The following is a 23,829-nucleotide window of genomic DNA, read 5'->3' on the forward strand; positions in this document are numbered from 1 at the left end:
GCCACCGAGCCCGCGGCAGCCGCCTCACGCGAGGGACGCCGTCAACCGCCCAGGACCCGCTGCGACTCCGCGGCGAAGCTGGTGGCAGCCTTCGCCGGGTCCGACTTGGCGAAGGCAACGTCCTCGTTCATCCGGGAGAAGGTGGACTGCAGCTCACCGTAGCCCTCCGGCCAGGCGGCCGGCGACGGCCCGACCTGGTCAGCGATCGCGTCGATATAGGCGATCGCACGTCCCGGAGCGGAGTCCGGGTCGGCCGCCAGCAGCCGCCGAGCGGTGGCGGACGGTGGCACGCCCAGCGTCACGCCGATGGCCTTGACCGCCCGCTCGCCGTTGAGCAGGAAGTTGATCAGCTGCTGGGCACCTTCGGCGTTCTTCGTCGACCCGGCGATGGTCCAGAAGTCCAGCGCCTTGAGGAACTGGCCCTCCAGCGAGCCAGCCTGCTTGCCTGGCACCGGAACCACCTCGACCGGTGTGTCCAGCAACGGCTGATAGAAGGTGACCTGCTGCACCCAGCCGAACTCCACCACGGCCATCTTCTTCGACAACGGCGAGTTCTCGAAGGACCCGCCTTCGGCGGTGACGTCGGCCGGGGGAGCGGCCTTGGTACGCCGGAGCTGGTCCCAGAAGGCGAACCACTCCTCGATCACTGATGCTTCCACGGCCAGTCCGGCCTCGCCGAACAGGTCAGAACCGTGCTGGCGCGCGAACACGTCGAAGATCTGGAAGTTCCCCCCGATGTCAGTGGTGCCGTACTTGCCGTCGCCCGCCTCGGCGCTGAACGCTGTGCAGAATTCCGCGAAGCTGTCCCAGGTCCACTGCTTCGGGATGGAGCCGCCGACCGACTCGGCCAGACTCGGGTTGACGAAGGATGCCTGCGAGATCGACGACTGTCCGATGCCCATCATCTTGCCGCCGATGTCGCCGCTGGTAGCGACGTCGGGGTCGAGGCCGTCCACCTTGATCGTCGACCCGATCGCTGACGTGAGATCCAGCAATGCGCCACGCTCGGCGTACTCAGAGAAATAGCTCATCGACATCCGGAACACGTCCGGGCCCTTGCCGCCGGCCGTCTGGGTGGCCAGCTTGTCCCAGTAGTCGCCGAACGGTGCGCGCTCGGTGCCGACCTTCACCTCGGTGTGGTCTGCGGTATAGGCGTTGACGGCGGCGTCCATCGCCTTGTGCACCGGCTCGCCGCCGTACCAGGACAGCCGCAGCTCGCTGTCGGACCCCGCTGCATCGGGACCGCAGCCGGTCGCGGCAGCGATTGCGGCCGCGCTCAGTCCAAGAAAACCCCTGCGACTCAACGACATGGTCATGTGGCACCTCCGGTGCTTGGAGTGGCGGCAGTTGTGGACGTCGAGACATCCCAGCGCCAGTTGTGGTCTGCGGTCTTGGCCTGGTACGCCCCGACCGGGAGGTCGTCGGCGACCCGGATCATCCAACGCACCAGCGCCCGGAACAGGTGGTCGCGGATGCTGGCAAGGTTCGGGTCGTCGTAGCGGTTGTCGAGCTCGGCGGGATCGCTGGCGAGGTCGAAGAGCTGTCCGTCGCCGGCATCATCCATGATCAGCTTGTGGTCGCCGAGCCTGACCATCCGCTCACCGCCGCTGTGGGTCACGCTGTTGAGCTCGTCGAACGTCGGTCCCTCGTAGGGAAAGTGCAGCGGTGGCCGCTCGTCCTCGCCATAGGACTGCCCGCCGTAGCCCATCTCGGCGTAGATGCTCTCAAACTCCGCCGCCGGGGCGTCCTGGCCACGCAGCAGCGGCAGCAGACTGCGGCCCTGGACACCGGGCGGGATGTCGGCGCCGACCAGCTCGCACACCGTGGGAAAGAGGTCCACCATGGAGACGAGCTCGTTGCGTCGCTGGCCGGGTGTGACCCCGCCGCCGGAGAAGACCAGGGGAATGCGCATCAGGAAGTCAGACATGCCGGCGCCTTTGCGCTGCAGACCGTACTCGCCGACGTAGTCGCCGTGATCGGAGACGAAGATGATCAGCGTGTCGTCGGCGCGATCGCCCAAGGCGGTCAGCAACCGCTCGATCTGGTCGTCGATCAGCCGCAACATGCCCAGATAGTTGGCACGGTAGCGGCGCCAGCCGTCGTCGTACCCGGGCCGCTTGGTCTCGACCAGGGCGTGGAGCCACCGGTACCGCTTGGTCAGGGCTGGCAGCGCCTCCGGTCCGGCGATCCGCTCGGGCACGTCGTCCTCGGCGAAGAGGCTGAAGTATGGCTCGGGCACCTGGTACGGGTTGTGCGGCTCGGGGAACGACACCCACAGGAAGAGTGGATCGGCCGCGTCTGCGTGATCAAGGACCTCGATCGCGTCCGAGACGATTCGATAGGGGAGCTGGCGCTCGAGGGGGAACGGGGTCGGTTCCTGGGCCACCCCGTGGTCCAGTTGGTCCAGCCAGGCGTCAAACTCCGCGTCAGCGTCGTCGCGTTCGGGACCGCGACTGTGCCAGTAGGGACCGGCATAGCTGTCGAAGTCTGACGGTTCCCGGTACATATGCGGTTTGCCGGCGAAGTGCAGGCGATAGCCGGAGTCGCGCAAGACGTCGAGCAGGTCCTGGCTGTAGTAGGCGTGCCCAGCGGTGCTGTTCTGGCGGACTCGGTGCGCGGTCGGGAACCGGCCTGTCAGCAGGCTGGTGCGTGCCGGGACGCACGCCGGATAGCTGGTGTAGGCGTGGCTGAAGCTGGCCCCGTCCCGCGCGATGCGATCGAGCGCCGGCATCGTGTCACACGACAATCCGGAGGCGGCCGTGAAGTTGGCCCGCTGCTGATCGGTCATGATCATTACGATGTTTGGACGGTGTCGCGGGCTCGGTTCGGTCGGCGCTGACGTTGACAGCGAAGTTCCCTTCGTCACGGCACCGGATTTCACCATCGGTCGGTCTTCCGCGGCGGCGATGCCTACGGACGAGTATGGCCGTGTTTTACAGCGCTGTACAGAGTGGAAGGGGAGTTGTCCGCGATGTGCCCATGCAAACATTGCGGCGACATCGCAACTCCATAGACCGAGGCTGGAGGCTCGCTGGTCAGCTCTTGTGGTTCGACCGCCACAAGACGGGCCTCGGCACCAGCGCTCCGATCTAGAGGAGAGTCAGGCGGTGCAACGTCTGGGACCCGAAATCAGCTGTTTGCCGACACGCACGTTCGGACTCAGTCGGTGCTGGATCTCACTAGAGTCATGGCCGATACGCGACATGAGAACACCAAAGTGCCTGTTCTACAGACCTGGCGACGCGACTAGAGGACTGGGATCATCCATGTTGGCCTCGGGAGTGGGCGTGGATTCTCTCCTCAGCGCCCGTGCCCGGGTTTGTCCGATAAGCCACATTATGTCAGATCGTCCTTCGTTGGGACGCGCAATATCGGTGATACACCCCTCTCTTCGCCCCAGCCGCCTTCAGCCCAGCCGGCCACGATCTCGTCAACCCGTCCCTGTAACGCCAGGTGGTACCGAGGAGCTGAGATGAGGCCGGAGCTTGAAGAGCAAGATGCCGAGGTACTTGTTCATCCACGCCTGCTTGTGCGGATAACGGCGACGGGCATCCTCAGACAATTGAGGCTCCATCGCGGTCTCGATCCATAGGCCTGCCGCACTGAACACGTTGATCAGGTCGGAGATCGTGTAGGGACGTTTGGTCAGGGCGATCTGGTCGTTCCAGCCGCTGCGGTAGGAGTACGGCGCCGTGGAGAAGTACTCCTCCCCCAAGGACGTCTGGTTCTGCTCGACCCGTTCAACGGCATATCGGATCGGGTGCGTTCTGGTGAGCAGGATGAATCCGTCGTCGGCCAGCAGCGCCCGCGCCGCCCGCAGCGTGCGGACTGGATCCTTCGCGTAGCCGAAGGACTGCAGGAACAAGATCCGGTCGAACGTCCGACCAGCGAGCCCGGGCACCGTAGCCAGCTCAGAAAGGTCGCCGCGGATGAGTTCCACGTCAGGCGGCGGGGCCTGCAGGAAGTTGCCACTGATATCGACACCGACAGAGGCCGTTGCACCGTCTCGAGCTAGTTCAGCGAGCTTGCTTCCGCTGCCGCAACCGACATCGAGCACCGACCGCCCCGTGACGTCACCGAGAAGCTCCCGCTGCGCCGGCCACTCTATTAGCCGATCTAGCGAATCCTCCTTGGCCCGGGCCTGCTCATAGTGCGGAGCAAGTTCCAGCCACGGCAGGCTCGGATCCCCATCACCGGCCGTCTGAGAACTCGTCATCTCCCGAGCGTCGCCCGACTCCGCCACACCAGCGAGCATAGAGGTCACCCGTGATCGCTGCCAGGTCCGACCTGGTGCAACGCGGGCCGGTAGCCGCCATGAGTCGAAAGGCCTGCACGAGCGCGGTTGTCTCGCGCCGAAGTGGCGGCCGCCCTTGGCGCACGAGGGTCGCCCACGCTTCGGCGTCAGCTATTCAACGTATTCGAGAGCACCCTGATAGATCCGAAGCGAGCGATGGAGCGCCAACAGGCGGTCGCACGTCGTGGACACCTCGCGTTGACCGAGTTCGGACGAGGCGCGATGGGTGGCGTTGTAAGACAGCCAACCCGCCAACGCCGATACCCAACCGCCGAAGACCCACGGACCTGTGGGAAGGTCCATGCCCGAAGACTGCACGTACGTGCTGATCACATGCTGGAACCCGCTCACGTCATGGGACCAGTCAAGGGCGAGGCTGACGGCTTCACGCGCGACTGGAACGCTGCTGGCGGCATCCCAGTCAACAGCGAGAAGTTGATCATCGACCAGGATGGTGTTCTTCAGATCAAGGTCGCCGTGAGACGGGGCGCAGACGGCGAGCAGACCAGGCGCAGCTGCGGTCGCGGATTCCAGCTCCGCCAGCTCTGGGGCTGCGCTGCGGAGGCGTGCCGCAAGCTCGGGTGGAAGTCCGGTCCGTTCGGCGAGGCTCTCCCACTCCCCGATGTCTGTGGGTTCGTCGGCAAGCGCAACCAGCTGCCGGGGTCCCACCTCATGGATGCGCGCCAGGAGTCGTGCGGCCTCGCCAAGATGCTCAGCGACCTGAGGCGTGCGACCTTCGCACCAACGGTGTACCCGCACCCAGTGTCCCCCGAGTCGCAGCAGCGCTCCCCCGTCCTGACTGGGCACGGGTTCAGGACACGGAACACCCGCTCGGAAGGCCGCCATCTCGATGGCGAAGGCCGCCTCGATGTTGTCGCGGAATCCGGCGCGCTCGGCGTTGACCTGCATGACTTTGACGGCGAAGCTCCCGCCGCTCGTGTCGAGCCGCCACATGTCGTTCGACAGTCCACCAGCCACCCGTACCGCCTGACGGACCTCGCCGAGCCCGAAGGCTTCGGCGGCCTGCATGACTACCGAACGCACTGCACTACCTTCCTCGTCGGGGTGCAGCAGCGCAACTCGGCACGGCGGTCGATCAGGCGGCGCGATCGACCACAGCTGCCAATGCTGCGCCGTAGGGCGCGGGATCCACATCCCCACGGACCGCCAACTGCTGGCTGTAGCCGACGCAGATGGCCACGAATGCTTCGGCAACCTGATCGGCGTGCTTCTTCGGCGTCGTTGGCAGCAGCTCCACCACCTTGGCGCGGAGTTCCGCGAGCTGTCGCTGGACGACTTCAGCCAGGGCCGGGGACAGTGCGGCCTCGGCGTAGATCTGGGCTGTCAGTCGAGAGTGCCCCCTGTCGCGGGCCAGCGATCCTGAAGCCCGGAGCGCACAATGCTTCCTACACCACCCCTAACCGGTGGACGCGGCGTTGCGGCAGTTCGTCGAGTCTCAGCTGTAGGAGATCGACATCGACTGACGAGTCGTCGCCGACCGACTGAGCACCGCGATACCGACCTGGCGCAACTCCACCGTCAGCGCATATCGCGGGTCTTCGACAATGGCCCGCCAGGCGCGCTTCATCCCTGGCGACCAGTGGATGTCGTCGAACACCAGCACGGCCTCGTCAGCGGCCGCGGCGATGATCGCCTCGGCGTAGGCCAGCGTCGCCTCTTCGACGTGGTGACCGTCGATGAAGGCCATCTGCACAGCCCGCATCTCGGCGAGGACGTCGTCGATGGTGTCGGTGAAGCGGCCGAGCTGGACGCGGCCCGGTGCTGCAGTCCGAGCTCCTCGATGGACCGGGCCGAGCGGGCGGCCAGGGCGTCGGCACCTTCGAGCGTCACAAGGCGACCGTGCCCGTTCAGTTCGAGAGCAGCAGCCTGGTAGCACGACGAGATCCCGACGCATGCGCCGAGCTCGACGACGCTGGACGGATTCAGCTCGCGGACCAGACGGAAGAGGAGATAGGCCCAGGCCGGCGGCTTGCTCGACGTCGTCATATAGCCCACTGTCCGGACGACTCGATTGGCGGTTTCGACCTGACCGTTGTCGTACCTGTGGTGTGGTCGGCCCCGAAGTCGCTCATCTCGAGCACTTGCGGCGACGTCGAAAGTAGGCTCCGGAGGCATTCGATTCTTCGGATCCACGCGGTTTCCCCCGTCGTCGGGCGCGCCGTGGCTTTGTTCAGTGCAGCGAGCACCTGACCGGGGCGCCGTGCCGGTGGCACGGGCTGAGGAGAGCTGGAAACGTCCGCGGACGCGCCGGGTGGTGTGGACGGTCGTGCGGAGAACCCCGAGAAAATCACGCATAATGCCTCTTTTACACTGTAAACGACGGCTATGCCTCGGTTATGGAACATCATCTCCATGAGTGCAGATGTGGCCATGATGTGACTCAGGTCCAGTGACGACGCGACCGCGGATCAATGCTGCCTACAGAAGGAGGTCGCCGACTCGCGAAGCCCAGGCTGCGGTAGAACTCTCCCGCGAAGAATCCGAGATCCGCCCGGACGAGACCCAGCACCAGCGGCAATCCCTGCCGATGCGCTGAGGCCGTTTAGGGGCGGCCCGATCGGGTTAAGGATGGTGGCAGATCCCCCGAGTGGAGCGGATGGTGCCCGGGGGATGCTGTTCACTATGAGGCCTGGCCCGGATCCGGGAGCAGACCGACGGAAAGCGACGCCCCAGGAGAGCGAGTATGACGGTGGATGTAGTGCGACTTGGCAACAGCGGCTTGAAGGTCTCCCAGATCACGTTGGGATGCATGAGCTTCGGCGGTGGTTCCGGCCGCCACTCCTGGGCCCTCGGCGAGGACGAGAGTCGAGTGATCATCAAGCAGGCGCTGGACGCCGGCATCACCACGTTCGACACCGCCAACGTGTACTCGACAGGACGCTCGGAGGAGATCACCGGGAAGATTCTCGGCGAACTCGTCGATCGCGACGACGTCGTTGTCGCCACCAAGGTGCACGGCGAGATGCGTCCCGGCGCCTATGGCCACGGCCAGTCCCGCAAGGCCATTCTGGCCGAGATCGACAACAGCCTCCGCCGGCTCAACATGGACTATGTCGACCTCTACCAGATTCATCGCTACGACCCCGAGGTACCGATGGAGGAGACGATGGAGGCGCTGCACGACGTCGTCAAGGCCGGCAAGGCCCGCTACATCGGCGCCTCCTCGATGTGGACCTGGCAGTTCCAGGCCTTGCAGAACGTTGCCGAGGCCAACGGATGGACGCAGTTCATCTCGATGCAGAACCACTACAACCTGCTGTACCGCGAAGAGGAGCGGGAGATGATGCCGTACTGCGCCTCGACCGGCGTCGGTGTCATCCCCTGGAGCCCGTTGGCCGGCGGCAGACTGGTGCGTGACTGGGGGGTCCGCGGCACCGCCCGCTCCGAGAGCAGCGACCGTGAGCCGTCACCGAACGACGCCGACGACAAGGCGATCGTCGAGGCGGTCGCCAAGATTGCTGACCAGCGCGGCGTGCCGCGCGCGGGCGTCGCCCTCGCCTGGATGCTGAGCAAGCCGTACGTGCACTCGCCGATCGTCGGCGCGACCAAGTCCGAGCAGTTGACCGAGGCGCTCACCAGCGTGGACATCACCCTGGATGGACATGAGATCGAGGAGCTGGAAGCCGCGTACACCCCACACACAATCCAGGGCCACGAGTAGGTCGACCGCCCAGCTTCCAAGTCCGCACGTCTGGTCGGCCCTGCGGAGGGGGTACGCCCGGGCGCCAACGTCGGCCCGCACCCAGCAGATCACAACCACGGCTTCGGGACCTGGGTCACGTGTTTCGGCAGCGGCCGGGATCAGCCGCACCACCTTCCGTTCGGGCTCCCCGCCGAGAGCGCGGTACTGTGGAGGGCTCCACCCATCCCGTCCGGCGGCCACTCCACTGGTCCGCCACTGAAAGGCCACTATGCGCAGCTCAAGTCTCAAGGCCTCCGGGCTCAACTCCAAGAGCTTCGAGAACACCGACGGAGTCACCCTCTCTCCGCGGCAGACGCTCGAGTTCGACTGCCCTGCCGGGCACCACTTCGCCATCGTGTTCTCCGACGAAGCCACGTTGCCCGACGTCTGGGACTGCACCCGGTGCGGCCAGGCGTCGCTCCGCTCCGACGGGCACCGCCGCGAAGAGGTGGAGACCAAGCCGGTCCGGACCCACTGGGACATGCTGCGCGAACGTCGTTCGCTGCCTGAGCTCGAGGAGCTCCTGGCCGAGCGTCTGCAGCTGATCAAATCAGGCGTGATCGGTCCCAACGTCTACGAGCGGATCGCGATGGACGGGCCCAAGAAGGCACGCGCGCGCAAGTCCTGACTCCCGTACGAGGTAGCTTGTTGAGGCCGGCTGCACTCCCCCAGGCCTCAACCGACCCTTGGCGCCAGCCGTCCCGCGAATCGGAGCCAGTCGACTGTCCGGTCAGGGCCGCGCACGAAGTCGAACCACACGTGACCGCCCAGGGCGGCCAGTGATCCGTGATCCCCAGCGGTCAGCGCCAGTGGACCGCTGAGGTCAGGCACGGCCTCGCCGCCCACGGTCGTGGTGAGCAGCACACCGCCGGGCGCCGTTCGAACGTCGAAGGACATGCCGTCCCAGAGGGCGAACCTGCCCGAGAGCACCTCGAGTTCGGCCGGGTCCGGGGTGAGCGGTGGCGGGGTCGGCAGAGTCGCGCCGAGGAACTGCGACGCTGCCTGCCACAGCGTGTCGTTGACCAGCATCAGGGCCGCATCGCTGTTGGTCAGCACCACGACCGCGAAGTCATCCGCCGGGGCGAACGCCATGCCGGCACAGTAGCCAGCGTCGCTGCCCTGCGACATGGCTATCGGATGGTCGGCGACATCTCGCAGCATCCAGCCCATGCCGACGCCATCGACAATGGTTGGCCCGACCGAACCCCCATGGCCCAGGGTGTCAAGCATGCCGGAGAACGGCGAGGACTGGTCACCGCCATCCTCGAGCTGCGCCCCCAGGAAGGTGAGCAGGTCCTCGATGGACGAGACCAGGCCGAAAGCCGGGTTCGCCGCGCGCGGCGGGCTTCCCTGCTCGACCACCACCGGGCCGTCGTCCCCCACAGTGTGACCGAGCGCGGCGGGCGCCAGCGCTGAGGCCTCGGACGCGAAACCTGTCGTGGCGAGCCCGAGCCGCTCGGTCACGTCGGAGGTGATCACCTGCTCGTACGCCCGTCCGGCGACGGTGGCGAGCAGGTGGCCCACCAGCACATAACCGGAGTTGCTGTAGTTCAGATACTCCCCCACCGGCGCCACCTGTGGCAGGACTCGCATCTGCTCGACGTAGGAGCCGAGATGATCGGAGTCTGGCTCGAGTGCATCGGCCCAGCCGGCGCTGTGTGACAACAGGTGCGCGGTCGTGACCGCTGCGCTCGTCTCGGCGTCGGCCACGCCGAAGTTGGCGAGCACAGTCCTGACCGGTCGATGGAGGTCGATCCGGCCGGCGCGTGCCGCTCGAGCAGCGGCGGCGGCGGTGAAGACCTTTGTCAGCGAGGCGACCCGAAACGTCGTCGTTGGGGAGACCGCTTTCGTCGAACCCGCCTGCTCGACTCCGTAGGCATGGGTGAACACGTCGTTGCCGACGATCACGCCGAGCGCCGCACCCGGCACCCCGTTGTCCGCCAGCCGCCCATCCAGCCAGGCGGTCAGATCCGCGAACGCGCGACTGCCGGCGCGCAGATCCGGCGGACTGCTCATTAGCGCTGCGACTGCCCGCCGACGACAGGGTCGGTCGCGAACCAGAGCGCCATCGGCAGTTGGAACGCCGTGAAGCAGTAGTTTCCCATGGGCAACCAGTAATGGAACTCGCTCACGGATGCACCTTGATAGACGACCGTGTATTGCCAGTGGTCGGCGTAGAGACTCCACATCCGCCTCTTGCGGGGCGCGCCGCCCTCAGTGAACGTCAGCGTCCGTTCAAGCTTGATGATGTCGTTGTACGTGTCGTCGCGTACGTCTTCCACCGCGAGGTCCGGCAGAGCTGCCAGGCCGTCGTCGAAGCCGTTGCGAAGGACGTCCAGGTCCGCTGCGACGACTCCGACCTCGAGGTCGGTGAGGGCAACGGCGAAGTGGGTTGCCTCGTCTTCCCGGTCGGGCCCAACCATGACACCGTCGAGGCCGGCGTCGAGCTCAGCCCGGAACCAGTTCGACGGATGGCGGAACTCGTATCGTCCGTGAGGGTCTGTGTAGGTGGTAACGCCGGTGAACTGTGGTCGACCGGTTCGCTCGGGCCGCTCGCTCATGTTTGGTCCTCACTCGTCAGCTCGTCGATCGTCCCAGGCTCGACAGCCCGGAACGCAGCCGGGGAGGCGACGAGCGCGCCCGAGAGCTCGAGCTCCTCAGCGAAGTGGCAGGCTACCTCACGGGGACGCACGGCGCCGTCGGCGGACCCGCCGCTGGTGGCTGCGATGGTCCGCAGCGCCGGAGTCTCGTCGGTGCACTTCTGCTGGGCGTAGCGGCAGCGGTTGTGGAAATAGCAGCCCGATGGCGGGTTCGCCGGGCTCGGGACCTCCCCCTTGAGCGGCTCCACCTCCATCCGATTCCGTGGGTCCGGCTGCGGCACGGCGGCCAACAGCGCCTCGGTGTACGGATGCAGCGGGCGGGCGAACAGGTCCTTGGTGTCCCCGATCTCCACGACCCGACCCACGTACATCACCGCCACCCGGTCGGAGATGTGCTCCACCACCGACAGGTCGTGGCTGATGAAGAGGTAGGTGAGTCCCAGTCGGTCCTGGAGGTCCTCGAGCAGGTTGATCACCTGTGCCTGCACCGACACGTCAAGAGCGGACACTGCTTCGTCGCAGATGATCAGGTCCGGATCCAGCGCCAGGGCCCGGGCGATGCCGATGCGCTGGCGTTGCCCGCCGGAGAACGCGTGCGGATAGCGGCTGGCATGCTCGGGTCGCAAGCCGACCAGCGTCAGCAGCTCGGCCACCCGGTCCCGCAGCGCCTGCCCTTGCAGCACCTTGTTGATCACCAACGGCTCAGCGATCACCCGCCCGACAGTCATTCTGGAGTCGAGAGAGGCGAACGGGTCCTGGAAGATGAACTGCATCCGCGGTCGGATCTTCTCCAGCGTCTTCCGGTCGGCACTGTCGACCCGTACCGCGCCGAGTTCGGGATGACGGAACACGATCTCACCGCCGGTGGGCTCTTCCAACCGGATGATGGTCCGCCCGGTCGTAGACTTGCCGCAGCCGGACTCCCCCACGATGGCAAGCGTCTCGCCGCGGTTGACGCTCAGCGAGACCCCATCCACCGCTTTCACCTGGCCGATGGTGCGGCGCAACGCCCCACCCTTGATGGGGAAATACTTCTGCAGTCCGCGGACCTCCAGCAATGGACCCTCGAACGCCTCGCCGTCGCCCGTCCGATCACCGTGCTCGGTCGCCGCGGGCTGGCTCTCACGCTTGATCTCGGTCGTCATCACGCCTCCGTCGTCGTGCCGGCCAGGGCGCGCTGGTCGTCGTAGTGGTGGCAACGTACGCCGTGGCCGCCGGCGAGCAGCGTCTCCGGCGGGATCACGGTCTGGCAGACGTCGCCGATGAAATCCGGGCAGCGCGGATGGAAGGTGCACCCCGGCACGGTTGCATACGGATCGGGCACCGAGCCCTGAATGACCTCAAGCGGAGTGTGCTCGGCGGCGCCGATCCGCGGGATCGAGCGGAGCAGTGACCGCGTGTACGGGTGCTTGGGACGATAGAAGATGTCGTCCACCGAGGCGCGTTCCACCACTCGGCCCTGATACATGACGATGACCTCGTCGCAGAGCTGCGCGACCACGCCCATGGAGTGGGTGATGAACATGATCGACATTCCGATCTCGTCCTTCAGCCGACGCATCAGGGCCAGGATCTGCGCCTCGGTGGTGACGTCCAGCGCCGTCGTGGGCTCGTCGGCGATCAGCAGCGCAGGATGGCAGGACAGCGCCATCGCGATCATGGCGCGCTGTCGCATGCCGCCGGACAGCTGGTGGGGATAGGACTCCGCGATGCGCTCCGGATTCGGCATCCCGACTTGGCGGAGCATGTCCACCGCCTGATCCCAGGACTGCTTCTTGTCCGGGGTCTGATGCAGCAGAATCGCCTCTTGAATCTGGGAGCCCACGGTGTAGACCGGGTTCAGCGACGACATCGGCTCCTGAAAGATCATCGCGATCTCGGCGCCACGGATCGCTCGCATGGCGTCGCTCGTCGGGCCCAGCTTGGTGAGGTCGATGCCACCGGACTCCGTGGTGGCCGCCGACTGGTCCGCCCGGGCCTCTTGAAGTCGTTCACCCTTGGCGTCAGTGCCTGGCTGGAAGACGATTGATCCCTCGGTCAGGTGGCCTTGACGCTCGAGGATCTGCAGGATCGCGCGGGCCGTGACGCTCTTGCCACTGCCGCTCTCCCCCACGACCCCGAGCACCCGGCCGCGGCGCACATCGAAGGTCACCCCGTTGAGGGCACGCACCTTCCCGAGCGCCGTGCGGTACTCGACGGCCAGGTCCCGGACGGACAGGATCGCGTCATCGGGCTGCGAGCCGTTGCGAACGCGGACGTCCGGGCTGCTCGGTGCGGATGGGGTATTGCGTGTTCTTCTCATATCCTCACTTCTTCTCTGCCAGCCGAGCTCGTCACCGTGGGCCCGCGATCAGCTGTACGGGTCAACCGCATCGCGGACACCATCTCCGAGCAGCTGGAATGCAGTGATCGCGACGACCACGAAGGCAGCCGGGATGAGGACCCAGGGGAACTGCTGCAGCACATCGATACGGGAGGCATCCTTGAGCAGCACGCCCCAGCTGATCGCCGGATCGAGCATCCCGATGCCGAGGAAGGACAACGTCGTCTCAGCGATGATCGTCGCGGGGATGGCCAGCATGGAGACCACCACGATGTGACTGGCCGAGTTGGGCAGCAGGTGGGTCATGATGATCCGCGGGCCTTTGGCCCCGGCGGACCGAGCGGCCGCCACGTAGTCGGACGAGGCGTATCCCATCACCTTGCCCCGCAACTGGCGGGCAAGTCCGGTCCAGGTGACCAGGGACAGGATGACCGTCATCAGCAGATATCGCTTGGTGACGGATAGATCCTGAGACATCACTCCCGCCATGGTGGCCCACAACGGCAGGGTCGGAATGGACATGATGACTTCGATGACCCGCTGGATCAGGTTGTCGGTCTTTCCTCCGGCATAGCCGGACCAGGTGCCGATGACCGATCCCAGCAAGGTAGCGATGGCAACACCCAGCACACCGATGGTCAGGGAGACGCGCCCGCCGTAGAACGTACGGGCGAAGATGTCCCGGCCGTCGCCGTCTGCGCCGAAGAGCAGCAGCTTTGCGGCCCCCTCTGGTGCGACGAGGAGGTGCCGGTCTGCAGGAATGACCCCGAGCAGCTTGTACTCGAAGCCCTTCCCGAAGACCTGGAGCTGGACCGGGTTGCTGCAGTCCTTCACATACGAGGTCGAGATGTTGATGGGGTCGATCTCCTGGGTGACCGTGCACATCGCCGGCCCGGAGGACCAGGTCAGTGAGCTCGGGGCAGCGTACTTGTATGCCTGGTCCACCGCCGTCGGATCGTTCGGCGCCAGTACGGGTGCGAAGATCGCGGAGAGGTAGAGCAGCGCGAGAATCCCCAGCGAAATGGTGGCGAGCTTGCTCTGCTTGAACCGGCGATACATCAGCCGGCTCTGTGAGACCTCGCCCACCTTGCTGTCGGCTACGGTCGCCATCGGATCGGCAGTCGAGCCCTCCACGAGCCCGGCGCGGGCAACTTGTGCTGTTGACATCTGCGCTCCTAGTCCAGGACCCGGGTCCGCGGGTCGATCCACGCAAGCAACAGGTCGGAGATCAGGTTGCCGATGATCAAGAGTGCAGCCAGCATGACCAGCAGCGTGGCCGACACATACGTGTCCTTGACGATCAGGGTCTGGATCAACGCCTGGCCGGTGGTAGGCAGGTTGAAGATGATCGAAACCACCGCCTCCCCCGAGATCAGTACCGACAACGTCGTGCCCAGCGTCATCACCAGCGGATGCAACGCGTTGCGAACCGCGTGCTTCCAGACGACCTTCCGCTCCGACACCCCTTTCGCCCGAGCAGTCTGCACGTACTGCTGACCCAGCACGTCGAACAGGTTGCCCCGCATGACGCGGGTCAGCCACGCCGTACTGGCGACCGCGATCACCAGCACCGGCATCCACAAGTGCGCGAGCATGTCACTGAATTTGGCCAAGCTCCATGGCGCGTTGCGGAACTCGTTGGAGAACAGTCCTCCGACGTCGAGGCCACCGAATTGGACGGCGGCGACCATCACCGCCAGCGCCAACAAGAACTCCGGTATCGCCACCCCGACGAACTGGATCACGGTGATGACGTTGTCCGGCAGGGTGTAGCGGTGCGTGGCGGAGTAGACGCCGATAGGTATGGCTATCGCCCAGGTGATCAGGATCGCGCCGACGGCCATGGCGACCGACAGTGCGAGGCGACTCCAGATGACGTCTGCGACGGGCTCGCGGTAGGCGAACGACATGCCGAAGTCCCCACGGACCAGGCCTCCCGCCCACTTGCCGTACTTCACGACCCAGGGGTCGTTGACGCCGTACTGCTGTTCAAGCGCCTCGACCTGTTGGGTCGAGACGACGTTGCCTTGGGCACGGAGCCGGGAGATCTCCGAGGTCACCGCCGACCCTGGCGCCAGCTCGATGATGAAGAACGTGAGCAGGGAGACCAGGAACAAGGTGATGACCGCGTACCCGAGGCGACGAGCGATAAAGAGGAGCATGAGCGATCCCTTCGATCAGGTCCGTGGACCGGTCAGAGCGCCGAGATCAGGCGTGCTCGTCGGGATTGTCCCAGTAGTAGCACTCCGGGTCGTATACCGCCGGCGTGGGATGGATCCAGGGATTCACCATGCCGCCGAGGGCGAGGTTCTCCTTGCGCGGCACATTCTTCAGGTCGGTCTTGGTCACGATGACCTGGGGATAGTTCGCCACCGAGCCCATGTAGAAGGGTCCGTCCGAGATATGAATCTTGATCATGTCCCAGACGAGCTGGTTGCGCTTCATCTCGTCCGGCTCGATCTTGCTGGCGTCGTAGAGGTCCCACAGCTTCTGGATCGGACCGTCTTCCTCCGGCTTCATCCGCGGCGGGTTGCGCTTCCAGGGACTGACGTCGAGCTGCTTCTTGTTCGTCTCGGAGCCCAGCTGCTGATACCACTGGCCCTGCAGTGGGGCCCAGCGGGTGTACTCGAGCGGCACCAGCCACTGCGGGTAGACCAGGTGGTTGGGGCCGTCGCCAACCTCCCATGCACTGTGACCCATCAGGGTGCCGGTCTTCCACTCATCGTCGTAGGTCTGCGGCGCAATGGGGTTGAGCCGCATCTCGATGCCGACCGCCTTGAGGTCGGAGACGAGCTGGTTGTCCTTGGTCTTGTGCTCCACCGACTCGTCGGCGGGGATGTCGAGCCGGAGCGAGAGCTTCTTGCCGCTGGGCAGCTCGCGCATGCCGTCACCGTCGGAGTCCTTGACCCCCAGCTCCTCGAGCAGCGACTTGGCCTTCTCCTTGTCGTAGGCGACGTACGCGTCGCGCCAGGCGGCGTAGGCCTGCTTGCCGGTGTCATTGACCTGATACTCGATGGCCTTGGGGCTCATGGTGCCGGTGGTCGGTTCGCCGGTGTTGAAGTACACGGACTTGCGCACTGCCTCGCGGTTGAACGCGTGCGAGATCGCCTGCCGGAACTTGGGTTCACGGATGAGCTTGCGCAGCTCCTCTTCCGGGTAGTCGTAGTTCAGGAAGAAGATCGACCCGGTGCCGGAACCGCTGTCCCACAAGATCACCTCGGTCTTGGCGCGCTCGGCGCTGTCGCGGATGCCCTGGACATCGTTCAGGGTGATCTGGTTGAACGGCCCGTGGCAGTAGTCGACGGCACCTTGCTGCACCTGGAGCTTGCCGGCCTCGGCGTCGGAGACGACGCTGATCTGGATCTCGTCGATGTAGGGCAGCTGGTCACCGTTCGGCATCACGACCCAGTAGTACGGGTTCCGCTCCAGCACCAAGCCCTTGGTGTTGTCGAACGACTTGCACTTGTAGCCAGTCATGGTCGGGCACTCCGGGTTGCGGTGCCAGTCCGCCTTCTGCTCCATCAGCCCGCCGACCGAGTCCCAGTTGTCGGGCACGTTCTTGCCGTACTTGGGGTGGAACTGCTTGACGTAGTGGCTCGGCATCATCCAGATGGGGCCGTTCTTGCCGACGTTGCCGTTCACCCACATGGCCATCCGGTCGGCGGTCAGCGGTGCCGGGGCGTCAAACGTCATGGTCAGCGTCAACTCGTCGACCGCGGTGAACTTGGCCAGCGTGCCCTTGCCCGAACGAGCCTCATCCGGCGCCGTCTGTGCCATCTTCTGTTCCGCGATGATGTCGTTCCACCAGAACATGATGTCGTCGGTCTTCCACGGCTCGCCGTCGGACCACTTCAGCCCTTTGCGGAAGCGGAAGGTCCACTCCGACGAATCGTCGTTGGCCTCCCACGACTCCACCAGGCCGGGAACGATGTCCTTGCCGTCGTTGATGTAGCGCAGCGGCGAGTGACCGTAGAAGAAGTTGCGGTCGGAGTCCGCCTTGGCGGCCCCGGTGGTGGAGAAGGTGTTCATGTTCAGCTTGCCGCCGTACTTGCCGTCAGTGACCCACGCGTGCGGGATGACGTAAGGCGACTCCGGCAGGCGCTCCTGCACCGGAGGCAGACCCTTGCCCTCCAGCGACGGCGCCTGCTGGAACTTCTCCGGCACCGGGAGCGGCTCGCTGGACGAGCCGACGGCCTTGGATCCGGTATCCCCACCACCCTTGTCGGCGCCGCCTCCCTCATCGGAACAGGCGGCGAGTGCGAGCGATCCTGCGACTACGGCCGAGCCGTAGAGAAACTGACGACGAGAGATATTGCCGAGCTCCATGGTGTCCTCCGTTGCGACCGACTTCGGTGTCAGCGCGGGGCGCGATTCCGGAGTAAACCCCCACGTGCAAGGGAAGCAGCTGCTCCCCGAAACGGTGGTTGGTTCGCTTCATCTCCGTGCCCAGCTTGGTGGAGACTATACATACGGGTGAGCGTCATGCGCGCGATTCGACAAAGAAGTACATCGGTCGGAGAAAAAACCTCCGCTGAGTCCTAATTCGGCGGAAGCTGCACTCTCTTGCTTGATGTGCAATAATGCACTATGTGACTGATAGTGCAACTGGGCTCCGCGAGCGCCGCGCGGCGAAGACATCGCGCGAGCTCAGCCTGATTGCGCGCCGGTGGACTGCCGAGCGCGGCCTCGGGAACTTCACGGTCGAGGAGCTGTGCGAGGTGGTCGGGGTGTCGCGGCGGACGTTCTTCAACTACTACGGCTCGAAAGACGATGCCGTGCTCGGGGTCTCAGTACGCGACGACCACACCGCCGCGGAGGAACAGTTCCTGCTCGGCGGTCGCGGTATCGGACCGGGCCTGTCCCCCACGCTGGTCGCCGATCTGTCCGAGCTGCTGATCAGTCGTTGGGAGATGATGGATCTGACGCGGGAGCGGGCCGAGGATCTCGCCGCCGCGTTTGCGCGTGAACCGCGGCTGTTGTCTCGCGTCCTCGAGATCACCCAGCGACAAGAGCGCGGCGACACCGCTCTGGTGGAGCGCCGGGAAGGGCTCGACCCGGGCGATTTGCGGGCTGCTGCGGCCGTACACCTCCTGGGTGCCGTGCTGCGCGCCAGCGTCGCGGCGTTCCTGAGACCCGGGTCTGACACCACCTTCCGCCACGAGTTCGCCCGTCGACTCGACGCCGCGCGTGCCGTGTTCTCCGACTCATCACCCTCTCAACCCGAACGGATTCAATGACCACCGTCCAACCCGCTCCGCTGCTGCTCACACAGCGTCGCATCTGGATCATCTTCGGCGCTTTGATCGCCGGAATGCTGCTCTCGAGTCTCGACCAGACCATCGTTTCCACCGCCATGCCGACCATCGTCGGCAATCTGGGCGGTGTCGAACACCAGGTGTGGATCACCACCGCCTACCTGCTCGCCACCACGATCGTGATGCCGGTGTACGGCAAGTTCGGTGACGTGCTCGGTCGTCGCGGGCTGTTCCTGGCCGCCATCGCGATCTTCACCTTGGCGTCAGTCGGCTGCGCTTTCGCCACCGACTTCTGGGCCTTCGTCGTGTTCCGTGCTTGCCAGGGCCTCGGCGGCGGCGGCTTGATGATCTTGTCCCAGGCGATCATCGCCGACATCGTGCCGGCCTCCGAGCGCGGCAAGTATCTGGGTCCGCTGGGCGGCATCTTCGGCCTGGCCGCGGTGGGAGGTCCGCTCCTGGGCGGATTCTTCGTCGACCACCTGACCTGGCGGTGGGCGTTCTACATCAACATCCCGATCGGGATCGCGGCGTTCATCATCGCGCTGCTCACGCTCACCCTGCCGAGCAAGAAGGCGACCAAGCCGATCGACATCCTGGGTGTCGTCACGCTTTCCATCGCCACCACCTGCCTGATCTTCTTCGCGGACTTCGGGGGCGACGCAGCCCACGGCTGGGGCGCGCTGGAGACCTGGCTGTTCGGGGCGGGGCTGATCGTCGCCGTCATCGCGTTCGTGCTGGTCGAGTCGCGGGCGGCCGACCCGGTGATCCCGCTGTCGCTGTTCCGCAACCCCACGTTCGTCAACGCCACGGCCATCGGGCTCGCTCTCGGACTCGGCATGTTCGCCGCGATCGGGTTCGTCCCGACCTTCTTGCAGATGAGCTCCGGCACGTCCGCCGCCGTGTCGGGTCTGCTGTTGCTGCCGATGATGGCCGGCCTGATCGGTACCTCCATCTTGTCCGGGCAGGCGATCACCCGGACGGGTCGCTACAAGATCTACCCGATCATCGGCACCGTGCTGACTGCCGCGGCCATGGTGGCCATGACGACCCTGGCCGCCACGACCCCGATCTGGGTCATCTGCTGCTATCTCTTCGTCTTCGGTGCCGGCCTCGGACTGATCATGCAGGTGGTCGTGCTGGTCGTCCAGAACGCCGTCAGCCCTGCCGACATCGGTACGGCGACGAGTACGAACAACTACTTCCGCGAGGTCGGCGCCGCGCTGGGCACCGCCGTCTTCGGCACCATCTTCACCACCCGGCTGACCGAGAACCTGACCGGCGTGTTCACCGCGGCGGGGGCCTCGGCCGCAGACGCTTCCCAGGCCACGTCGACGCTGGATCCTGAGGTGCTCCGGCAGCTGCCGGCGGCGATCCGTGACGGCATCGTCACCGCGTACGCTGACGCGCTGGCACCTGTCTTCTGGTATCTGCTGCCGTTCATCGGTATCGCCTTCCTGCTCGCCCTGTTCCTCAAGCAGATCCCGCTCTCCGACGTAGCAGGACTCGTTGCCCGCGGCGAAGCTATCGGCGGCGCCGAAGCGGAGGAGCTCGAGGCAGCCCAGCAGAGTCAACCACGCCGTGCCGCCCCGGAACCGGGGGTTGGCGAACAGGACGACCGGGCCGGGGCGACCCAGTCCCCGCTACGCTGAGTCGCCCACCTTCGGCCCGTCAGTGGGGGTGCACCTCGCACAACACCGCATCGTCCACGGCCAGCTCCAGGGTGGTCGTGGACTGCTCAGTGGCCAGGTTCACATAACGGGCGTCCGTCGGCAACGGAATCGTCGCCTCGCCGTCCCCGAAGTTGGCGACGAGGAGGTAGGTCCGATCGCGGGTGCTGACCTGCATGGCACGTACTCCCGGATGGTCGTATTCGCGTCGGGCGTCCGCATTGGTCAGGGCGAACCCAGCCGTCTCGTCGTCGTCGCTCCGGGCCAGAACAGCCCAGCCACAGTCAACGAGCAGCGAGTGGGGCTCCGCGTAGAAAGGCACGTCACGCAGCGGATAGCAGAACTCCTCAGTGAACATCGACTGCTGAGGTCCACCCCGGCGCTCGGTCGAGCGACTCAACCGAAGCTGGTCGGCACCGTACAGGCCCACGACCCCGACCTCGCCGTCCACACTCGCCCAGGATCCGACAACGCCGACCTCATCGCGACGACCGGCGGTGAGCAGGGTCGGGCCCGCTTCAGTAGTGACAGTGCGCTCCGAGGCGTTGATCAGGTCGTTGGGAATACTCAGGTGCAGTCCCTTCACCGACAAGACGCCGGGGCGCCAGTCGGCGGTGCGGACGTAGTGCATGCCGACGACAGCGGAGCTGCCCGGCAGGGCAGCAACCGCGAGATGGGAGATGGCAGCCGGTCCGCCAGACCAGCCCTCCGGGATCACCATCGACACCCCCTCCGCCACCGCGCCCGCGGTCACGAACCCCCCGGGCAGTTCGTAGACCACGGACGACTCCAGGCGCCGCGAACTCGGAACGCTTGTCTTGACCGGGTCGGTCGGAACACCTTCGAACACGACCTCGGGCGCCAGGTTCAGCTCCCACTCGGCGAGGTCACCACGATCGGGCGGCAGGCACAGACCCTGACTCAGCCCGTTGGCCCGCCACGCGAACGACGCGAACCGGTCCTGGCTACGGTGCAGGACCGCAGAGTGTTCCCGGTCCGACCAGCCGCCGGCCACCGTCGACTCGAACGAATCAAGGCTGGCAGGCGGGACGTCGGTCTGCTGCGCATAGGTGTAGGCCATCGCGATGGCACAGGCCCGGTCGGACTCCAACCGCGTGTAGTAATAGGGGCTGGTAGCCACGAGATGGTCGAGCCGGCGGCCGTAGAAGGATCCATCGGTGTTAGACCGCTGCTCGCGCCGGGCCTGGTCCAGTGCGCCTCGCAGCAACTCGTACGCGTGCGGATCCCGGAGGTGGTCGGCGGCGTAGAGCAATGACGGCAACAGGTACTCCTGGCAGTACGCATAGCGTACCCGGCTGTCCCCCCCGATCCGCAGCAGCCGGCCGTCACTGCTCACCAGCTGGCGGACCAGCCGCCACAGTTCGGCCTGGTGATGGTGCAGCGCGGCCGGCGCTTCCTCGCCGCGGCGCCGCAGGTCGAAGTGCAGCATGGCGGCGTTGCTGATGCAGATGACCATGTAGCCCACATTGAGATAGCCGTGGTGATCAAGCGCGTACGACTCGAAGAAGTTGCTCCCGACATGGCGCTCCGCCACAGTCATGCCATCGACCACCGTCTGGTCGTACATGTCGGAGGGGACGCTAACCCCGTTGACCAAGAATTCACAGGCTCGTTCGCGCCAGGCGGGCGCGTCTGGGTGGTTTGGACATCGCTTTGCTGTGCGCCACAGCAGCGCTCCTGTCCACAGGTTGGATTCCGGAGCGTTACGTCCACTGCTGTTCCACCGGTCGGCGACCACACCTGCGGCAGCTCCGCGGTGGAAGCTACTGCAGATCCAGGTGCTTTCGCTGATCAACATGTCGTCGACCCGGGTCCGATCGTCGTCGCTCAGCCAGGGCTCCATGAGGTCGACGGCGAACATCATCCGCTCGATCCCCAGCGGGCTGATCCAGGTGTGTCCCCAGGCGGTGCCGTCGGTGCAGGTGCCTCCACCACTGTGGTGGCTCCACAAGCTGAATCGCAGCGCCGCAAGGGCCCGACTGACAGCCCACTCGCGGGTGGCCGGATCGTCGGCGTGGCGGGCAACGGTCGCGATCGCGGCGAAGTATTTCTGGTTGGTCTGTACCCCCCAAGCGTTGAAGCCTGACCCGTACCAGCCGCGTGACGGCTCAGCCGGATCACTGTGCCAATACTGCTCCGCGTGGTGTTGTCCCCACTCAGCCAACCAGCCAAGAACCTCGCCGAGTGGCGCCGTGGTCTGCGAGTCGCCACCGAACGGCGCGGTCGACGTCATCGGCCCACCATTGTCGCGTAGGCGGCGGTGTATTCCTCGGCGATCTGGGATCCGCCGTTCTTCAGATAGGCTGCGACGCCGTCGGTCCAGGCCGAGACCGGGCGGCGCCCGCTGATGATGTCATTCTCCAGGCTGAGCAACGCTGACTCGAGCGTGGCCGACTTCTTCCCGGCGGTCTCGGAGTAGAGCCCTAGGGTCGGGTCGGAAACAGCCTTTTGGGTGACGCTCTTTTGATAGTCATAGGCAAGCTCGACGGCGTCACGATGACCCGGTGAGTAGAGAGCTCGGGCGGAGTCAGCCATGTAGAGCGTCCCGATCTGGACCTGGGCTGAGGTATCGGAGTTCACCACCGGGTCGCTCCCTTCAAGGGTGTAATGAGTGCCGGGAATGCCGTACTTGTTGAACAGGTACTCCTCGGTCCCGAATGGCGAGGCGAGCCAGTTCGCCACCTTCAGCAGGGTCTCGATCCGTTCAACGCTCTTGGCGTTGATGGCGGTGATGCCCACGTTGGGGATCGGAACAAACTGGGTGCCTTGTCCCCCGCTGAAGCCGGGAATCTTCATGGCGTGCGCCTGGAAGCCCTCGACCCCGGTGTTTTGGACATAGAGGCTGAACCACGCGATGAACGAGTCGGGCAACAGGAAGGCGCTTCCGGCGCCGAACCACTGCTTCTTGACCGGCGTGCCGATGGCCGCGCTGTCGGGGTTGATGACACCGGCCGCCTGGAGCTTGCGGGCAGCCTCGAGCGCCTCCAGCTGCCTAGCATCTGAGCGCGTCGAAACAAACGTGCCGTCCTGCACGGCCCAGGGGGACGGTACGTCGAGCATGGATCGAAGATGCCCGATCGGGGCACCCGCTAGTGCCCACTTCCGCGCCTTGGCGCTGGTCAGCTGCTGACACAGCTGAGCAAAGGACTCAAAATCGGCGGGGTCCTCGGTAATCCCCTGTGCAGCCAACAGGTCACTACGAGCCATCAGCACGGGCAGGTTGGTCAGCCCTCGGCTGATCGGGATGGCCCGGATCTTTCCGTCGAAGACGCAGGCCTTCCAGGAGTCGGTGGGCAGGTTGGCCAGAGCGGGATAGGCCTCGATGGCGCTAGCGCTGAGGTGCGGGGTCAGGTCAGCTGCAGACTTGGCCATGAAGCTCGGCAGCGACTGGATCTGGCCGACGTGGAAGAAGTCCCCGAGTTGACCGCCGGCCACCGACGTGGCGAACTTGGCCTGATAGTCGGCGGACGACACCATGCTCACGTCGAGTTCGGAGCCGACACGCTTATTCATCTCCTGCCAGAAGGGGTTGCGATCCATCGTTGGCGGCACCGCGAACGAGGTGGGAACCAGCGCGGATATGGGCTTCCCATCGCCGGGAATACCGTCTGCCGCGCGAGCGGGATTCGCCGGATAGGTGAAGAACGCATCGCTGCATCGCCCCACCTCTGCAGAAAGATCAGGTGTTACCCCTTTGTACGGGACATAGTTCGGCAACAAGGCAGAGTCGACGACCCCGGACTCGTTCGGCCCGTCGGGCGTGGAGCATGCGCCGAGTGCACCGCCACCAATCGCCAAGGCCGCTGCGGATGCGCCGCGGGCAAGGAATTGACGACGATTGATGCTCGGAATGTTTCTTGCCGGGTCGCTCATGGTGTCTCCTATGACATACCGGAATACGCTTACCTCTGACCACGCAAGATCTTGTCGATACATCTGATGAATGTCAACACGATGAGATTTGCT

At 65.5% G+C, this 23,829-nt stretch carries 19 protein-coding genes; 4 read left to right on the top strand and 15 right to left on the bottom strand.

Annotated features, from left to right (window positions below; genetic code table 11):
• Nucleotides 1-41: 41 nt before the first annotated feature.
• The 6 genes from AC1XX3_RS13590 to AC1XX3_RS13615 form a co-directional block, all read right to left on the bottom strand.
• Nucleotides 42-1,316, bottom strand: a complete 1,275-nt coding sequence (locus AC1XX3_RS13590) for an ABC transporter substrate-binding protein (RefSeq protein ID WP_483321672.1) — start codon at nucleotides 1,314-1,316, stop codon at nucleotides 42-44.
• Nucleotides 1,313-2,794 (bottom strand): sulfatase-like hydrolase/transferase, encoded by a 1,482-nt coding sequence (locus AC1XX3_RS13595; protein ID WP_483321673.1) that lies wholly within the window; start codon nucleotides 2,792-2,794, stop codon nucleotides 1,313-1,315. Before AC1XX3_RS13595 ends, AC1XX3_RS13590 begins: the two co-directional genes overlap by 4 nt.
• 636 nt (nucleotides 2,795-3,430) lie before the next feature.
• Entirely contained in the window at nucleotides 3,431-4,216 is a 786-nt protein-coding gene (locus AC1XX3_RS13600; protein WP_483321674.1) for a class I SAM-dependent methyltransferase, read from the bottom strand.
• Nucleotides 4,217-4,405: 189 nt separating this feature from the next.
• The gene (locus AC1XX3_RS13605; RefSeq protein WP_483321675.1) at nucleotides 4,406-5,323 is read right to left on the bottom strand and encodes a phosphotransferase enzyme family protein; all 918 of its coding nucleotides are present in this window, start codon (nucleotides 5,321-5,323) and stop codon (nucleotides 4,406-4,408) included.
• A gap of 67 nt (nucleotides 5,324-5,390) precedes the next feature.
• Nucleotides 5,391-5,669: a TetR family transcriptional regulator C-terminal domain-containing protein gene (locus AC1XX3_RS13610; protein WP_483322109.1), complete on the bottom strand. Its 279-nt coding sequence runs from the start codon at nucleotides 5,667-5,669 to the stop codon at nucleotides 5,391-5,393.
• Nucleotides 5,670-5,750: 81 nt separating this feature from the next.
• The gene (locus AC1XX3_RS13615; RefSeq protein WP_483321676.1) at nucleotides 5,751-6,209 is read right to left on the bottom strand and encodes a class I SAM-dependent methyltransferase; all 459 of its coding nucleotides are present in this window, start codon (nucleotides 6,207-6,209) and stop codon (nucleotides 5,751-5,753) included.
• 789 nt (nucleotides 6,210-6,998) lie between these two features.
• Here AC1XX3_RS13615 and AC1XX3_RS13620 point away from each other — a divergent pair.
• Both AC1XX3_RS13620 and AC1XX3_RS13625 read left to right on the top strand, forming a co-directional pair.
• Nucleotides 6,999-7,976 carry an aldo/keto reductase gene (locus tag AC1XX3_RS13620; RefSeq protein WP_483321677.1) on the top strand — a complete coding sequence of 326 codons (978 nt, stop codon included), beginning with the start codon at nucleotides 6,999-7,001 and terminating at the stop codon, nucleotides 7,974-7,976.
• Nucleotides 7,977-8,226: 250 nt separating this feature from the next.
• Nucleotides 8,227-8,625 (top strand): RNA polymerase-binding protein RbpA, encoded by a 399-nt coding sequence (locus tag AC1XX3_RS13625; RefSeq protein WP_483321678.1) that lies wholly within the window; start codon nucleotides 8,227-8,229, stop codon nucleotides 8,623-8,625.
• A 47-nt stretch (nucleotides 8,626-8,672) separates the two neighbouring features.
• Here AC1XX3_RS13625 and AC1XX3_RS13630 read toward each other — a convergent pair whose 3' ends face one another.
• From AC1XX3_RS13630 to AC1XX3_RS13660, 7 genes are read right to left on the bottom strand one after another with little or no spacing between them, the layout of a single operon-like run.
• Nucleotides 8,673-10,013, bottom strand: coding sequence for a serine hydrolase domain-containing protein (locus AC1XX3_RS13630; protein WP_483321679.1), 1,341 nt, complete (start codon nucleotides 10,011-10,013; stop codon nucleotides 8,673-8,675).
• Entirely contained in the window at nucleotides 10,013-10,558 is a 546-nt protein-coding gene (locus AC1XX3_RS13635) for a hypothetical protein (protein ID WP_483321680.1), read from the bottom strand. Before AC1XX3_RS13635 ends, AC1XX3_RS13630 begins: the two co-directional genes overlap by 1 nt.
• Nucleotides 10,555-11,742 (bottom strand): ABC transporter ATP-binding protein, encoded by a 1,188-nt coding sequence (locus AC1XX3_RS13640; protein WP_483321681.1) that lies wholly within the window; start codon nucleotides 11,740-11,742, stop codon nucleotides 10,555-10,557. Before AC1XX3_RS13640 ends, AC1XX3_RS13635 begins: the two co-directional genes overlap by 4 nt.
• Nucleotides 11,742-12,899: an ABC transporter ATP-binding protein gene (locus AC1XX3_RS13645; protein ID WP_483321682.1), complete on the bottom strand. Its 1,158-nt coding sequence runs from the start codon at nucleotides 12,897-12,899 to the stop codon at nucleotides 11,742-11,744. Before AC1XX3_RS13645 ends, AC1XX3_RS13640 begins: the two co-directional genes overlap by 1 nt.
• A gap of 48 nt (nucleotides 12,900-12,947) precedes the next feature.
• A complete protein-coding gene (locus AC1XX3_RS13650) occupies nucleotides 12,948-14,087 on the bottom strand; it encodes an ABC transporter permease (RefSeq protein WP_483321683.1) in 1,140 nt (379 codons plus the stop codon).
• Between the two features lie 8 nt (nucleotides 14,088-14,095).
• Nucleotides 14,096-15,082: an ABC transporter permease gene (locus tag AC1XX3_RS13655; RefSeq protein ID WP_483321684.1), complete on the bottom strand. Its 987-nt coding sequence runs from the start codon at nucleotides 15,080-15,082 to the stop codon at nucleotides 14,096-14,098.
• A gap of 46 nt (nucleotides 15,083-15,128) precedes the next feature.
• Nucleotides 15,129-17,246, bottom strand: coding sequence for an ABC transporter substrate-binding protein (locus AC1XX3_RS13660; protein WP_483321685.1), 2,118 nt, complete (start codon nucleotides 17,244-17,246; stop codon nucleotides 15,129-15,131).
• 263 nt (nucleotides 17,247-17,509) lie between these two features.
• On the opposite strand from AC1XX3_RS13660, the gene AC1XX3_RS13665 reads away from it, so the two are divergent.
• Both AC1XX3_RS13665 and AC1XX3_RS13670 read left to right on the top strand, forming a co-directional pair.
• Nucleotides 17,510-18,157 (top strand): TetR/AcrR family transcriptional regulator, encoded by a 648-nt coding sequence (locus AC1XX3_RS13665; RefSeq protein WP_483321686.1) that lies wholly within the window; start codon nucleotides 17,510-17,512, stop codon nucleotides 18,155-18,157.
• The gene (locus tag AC1XX3_RS13670) at nucleotides 18,154-19,824 is read left to right on the top strand and encodes an MDR family MFS transporter (RefSeq protein ID WP_483321687.1); all 1,671 of its coding nucleotides are present in this window, start codon (nucleotides 18,154-18,156) and stop codon (nucleotides 19,822-19,824) included. The genes AC1XX3_RS13665 and AC1XX3_RS13670 overlap by 4 nt, the downstream gene beginning before the upstream one ends.
• A 19-nt stretch (nucleotides 19,825-19,843) precedes the next feature.
• Here AC1XX3_RS13670 and AC1XX3_RS13675 read toward each other — a convergent pair whose 3' ends face one another.
• Nucleotides 19,844-22,096, bottom strand: coding sequence for a hypothetical protein (locus AC1XX3_RS13675; RefSeq protein WP_483321688.1), 2,253 nt, complete (start codon nucleotides 22,094-22,096; stop codon nucleotides 19,844-19,846).
• Nucleotides 22,093-23,736: an extracellular solute-binding protein gene (locus AC1XX3_RS13680; protein ID WP_483321689.1), complete on the bottom strand. Its 1,644-nt coding sequence runs from the start codon at nucleotides 23,734-23,736 to the stop codon at nucleotides 22,093-22,095. The genes AC1XX3_RS13675 and AC1XX3_RS13680 overlap by 4 nt, the downstream gene beginning before the upstream one ends.
• Nucleotides 23,737-23,829 lie beyond the last annotated feature (93 nt).

The sequence above is a fragment of the Microlunatus sp. M237 genome, from assembly GCF_056896895.1.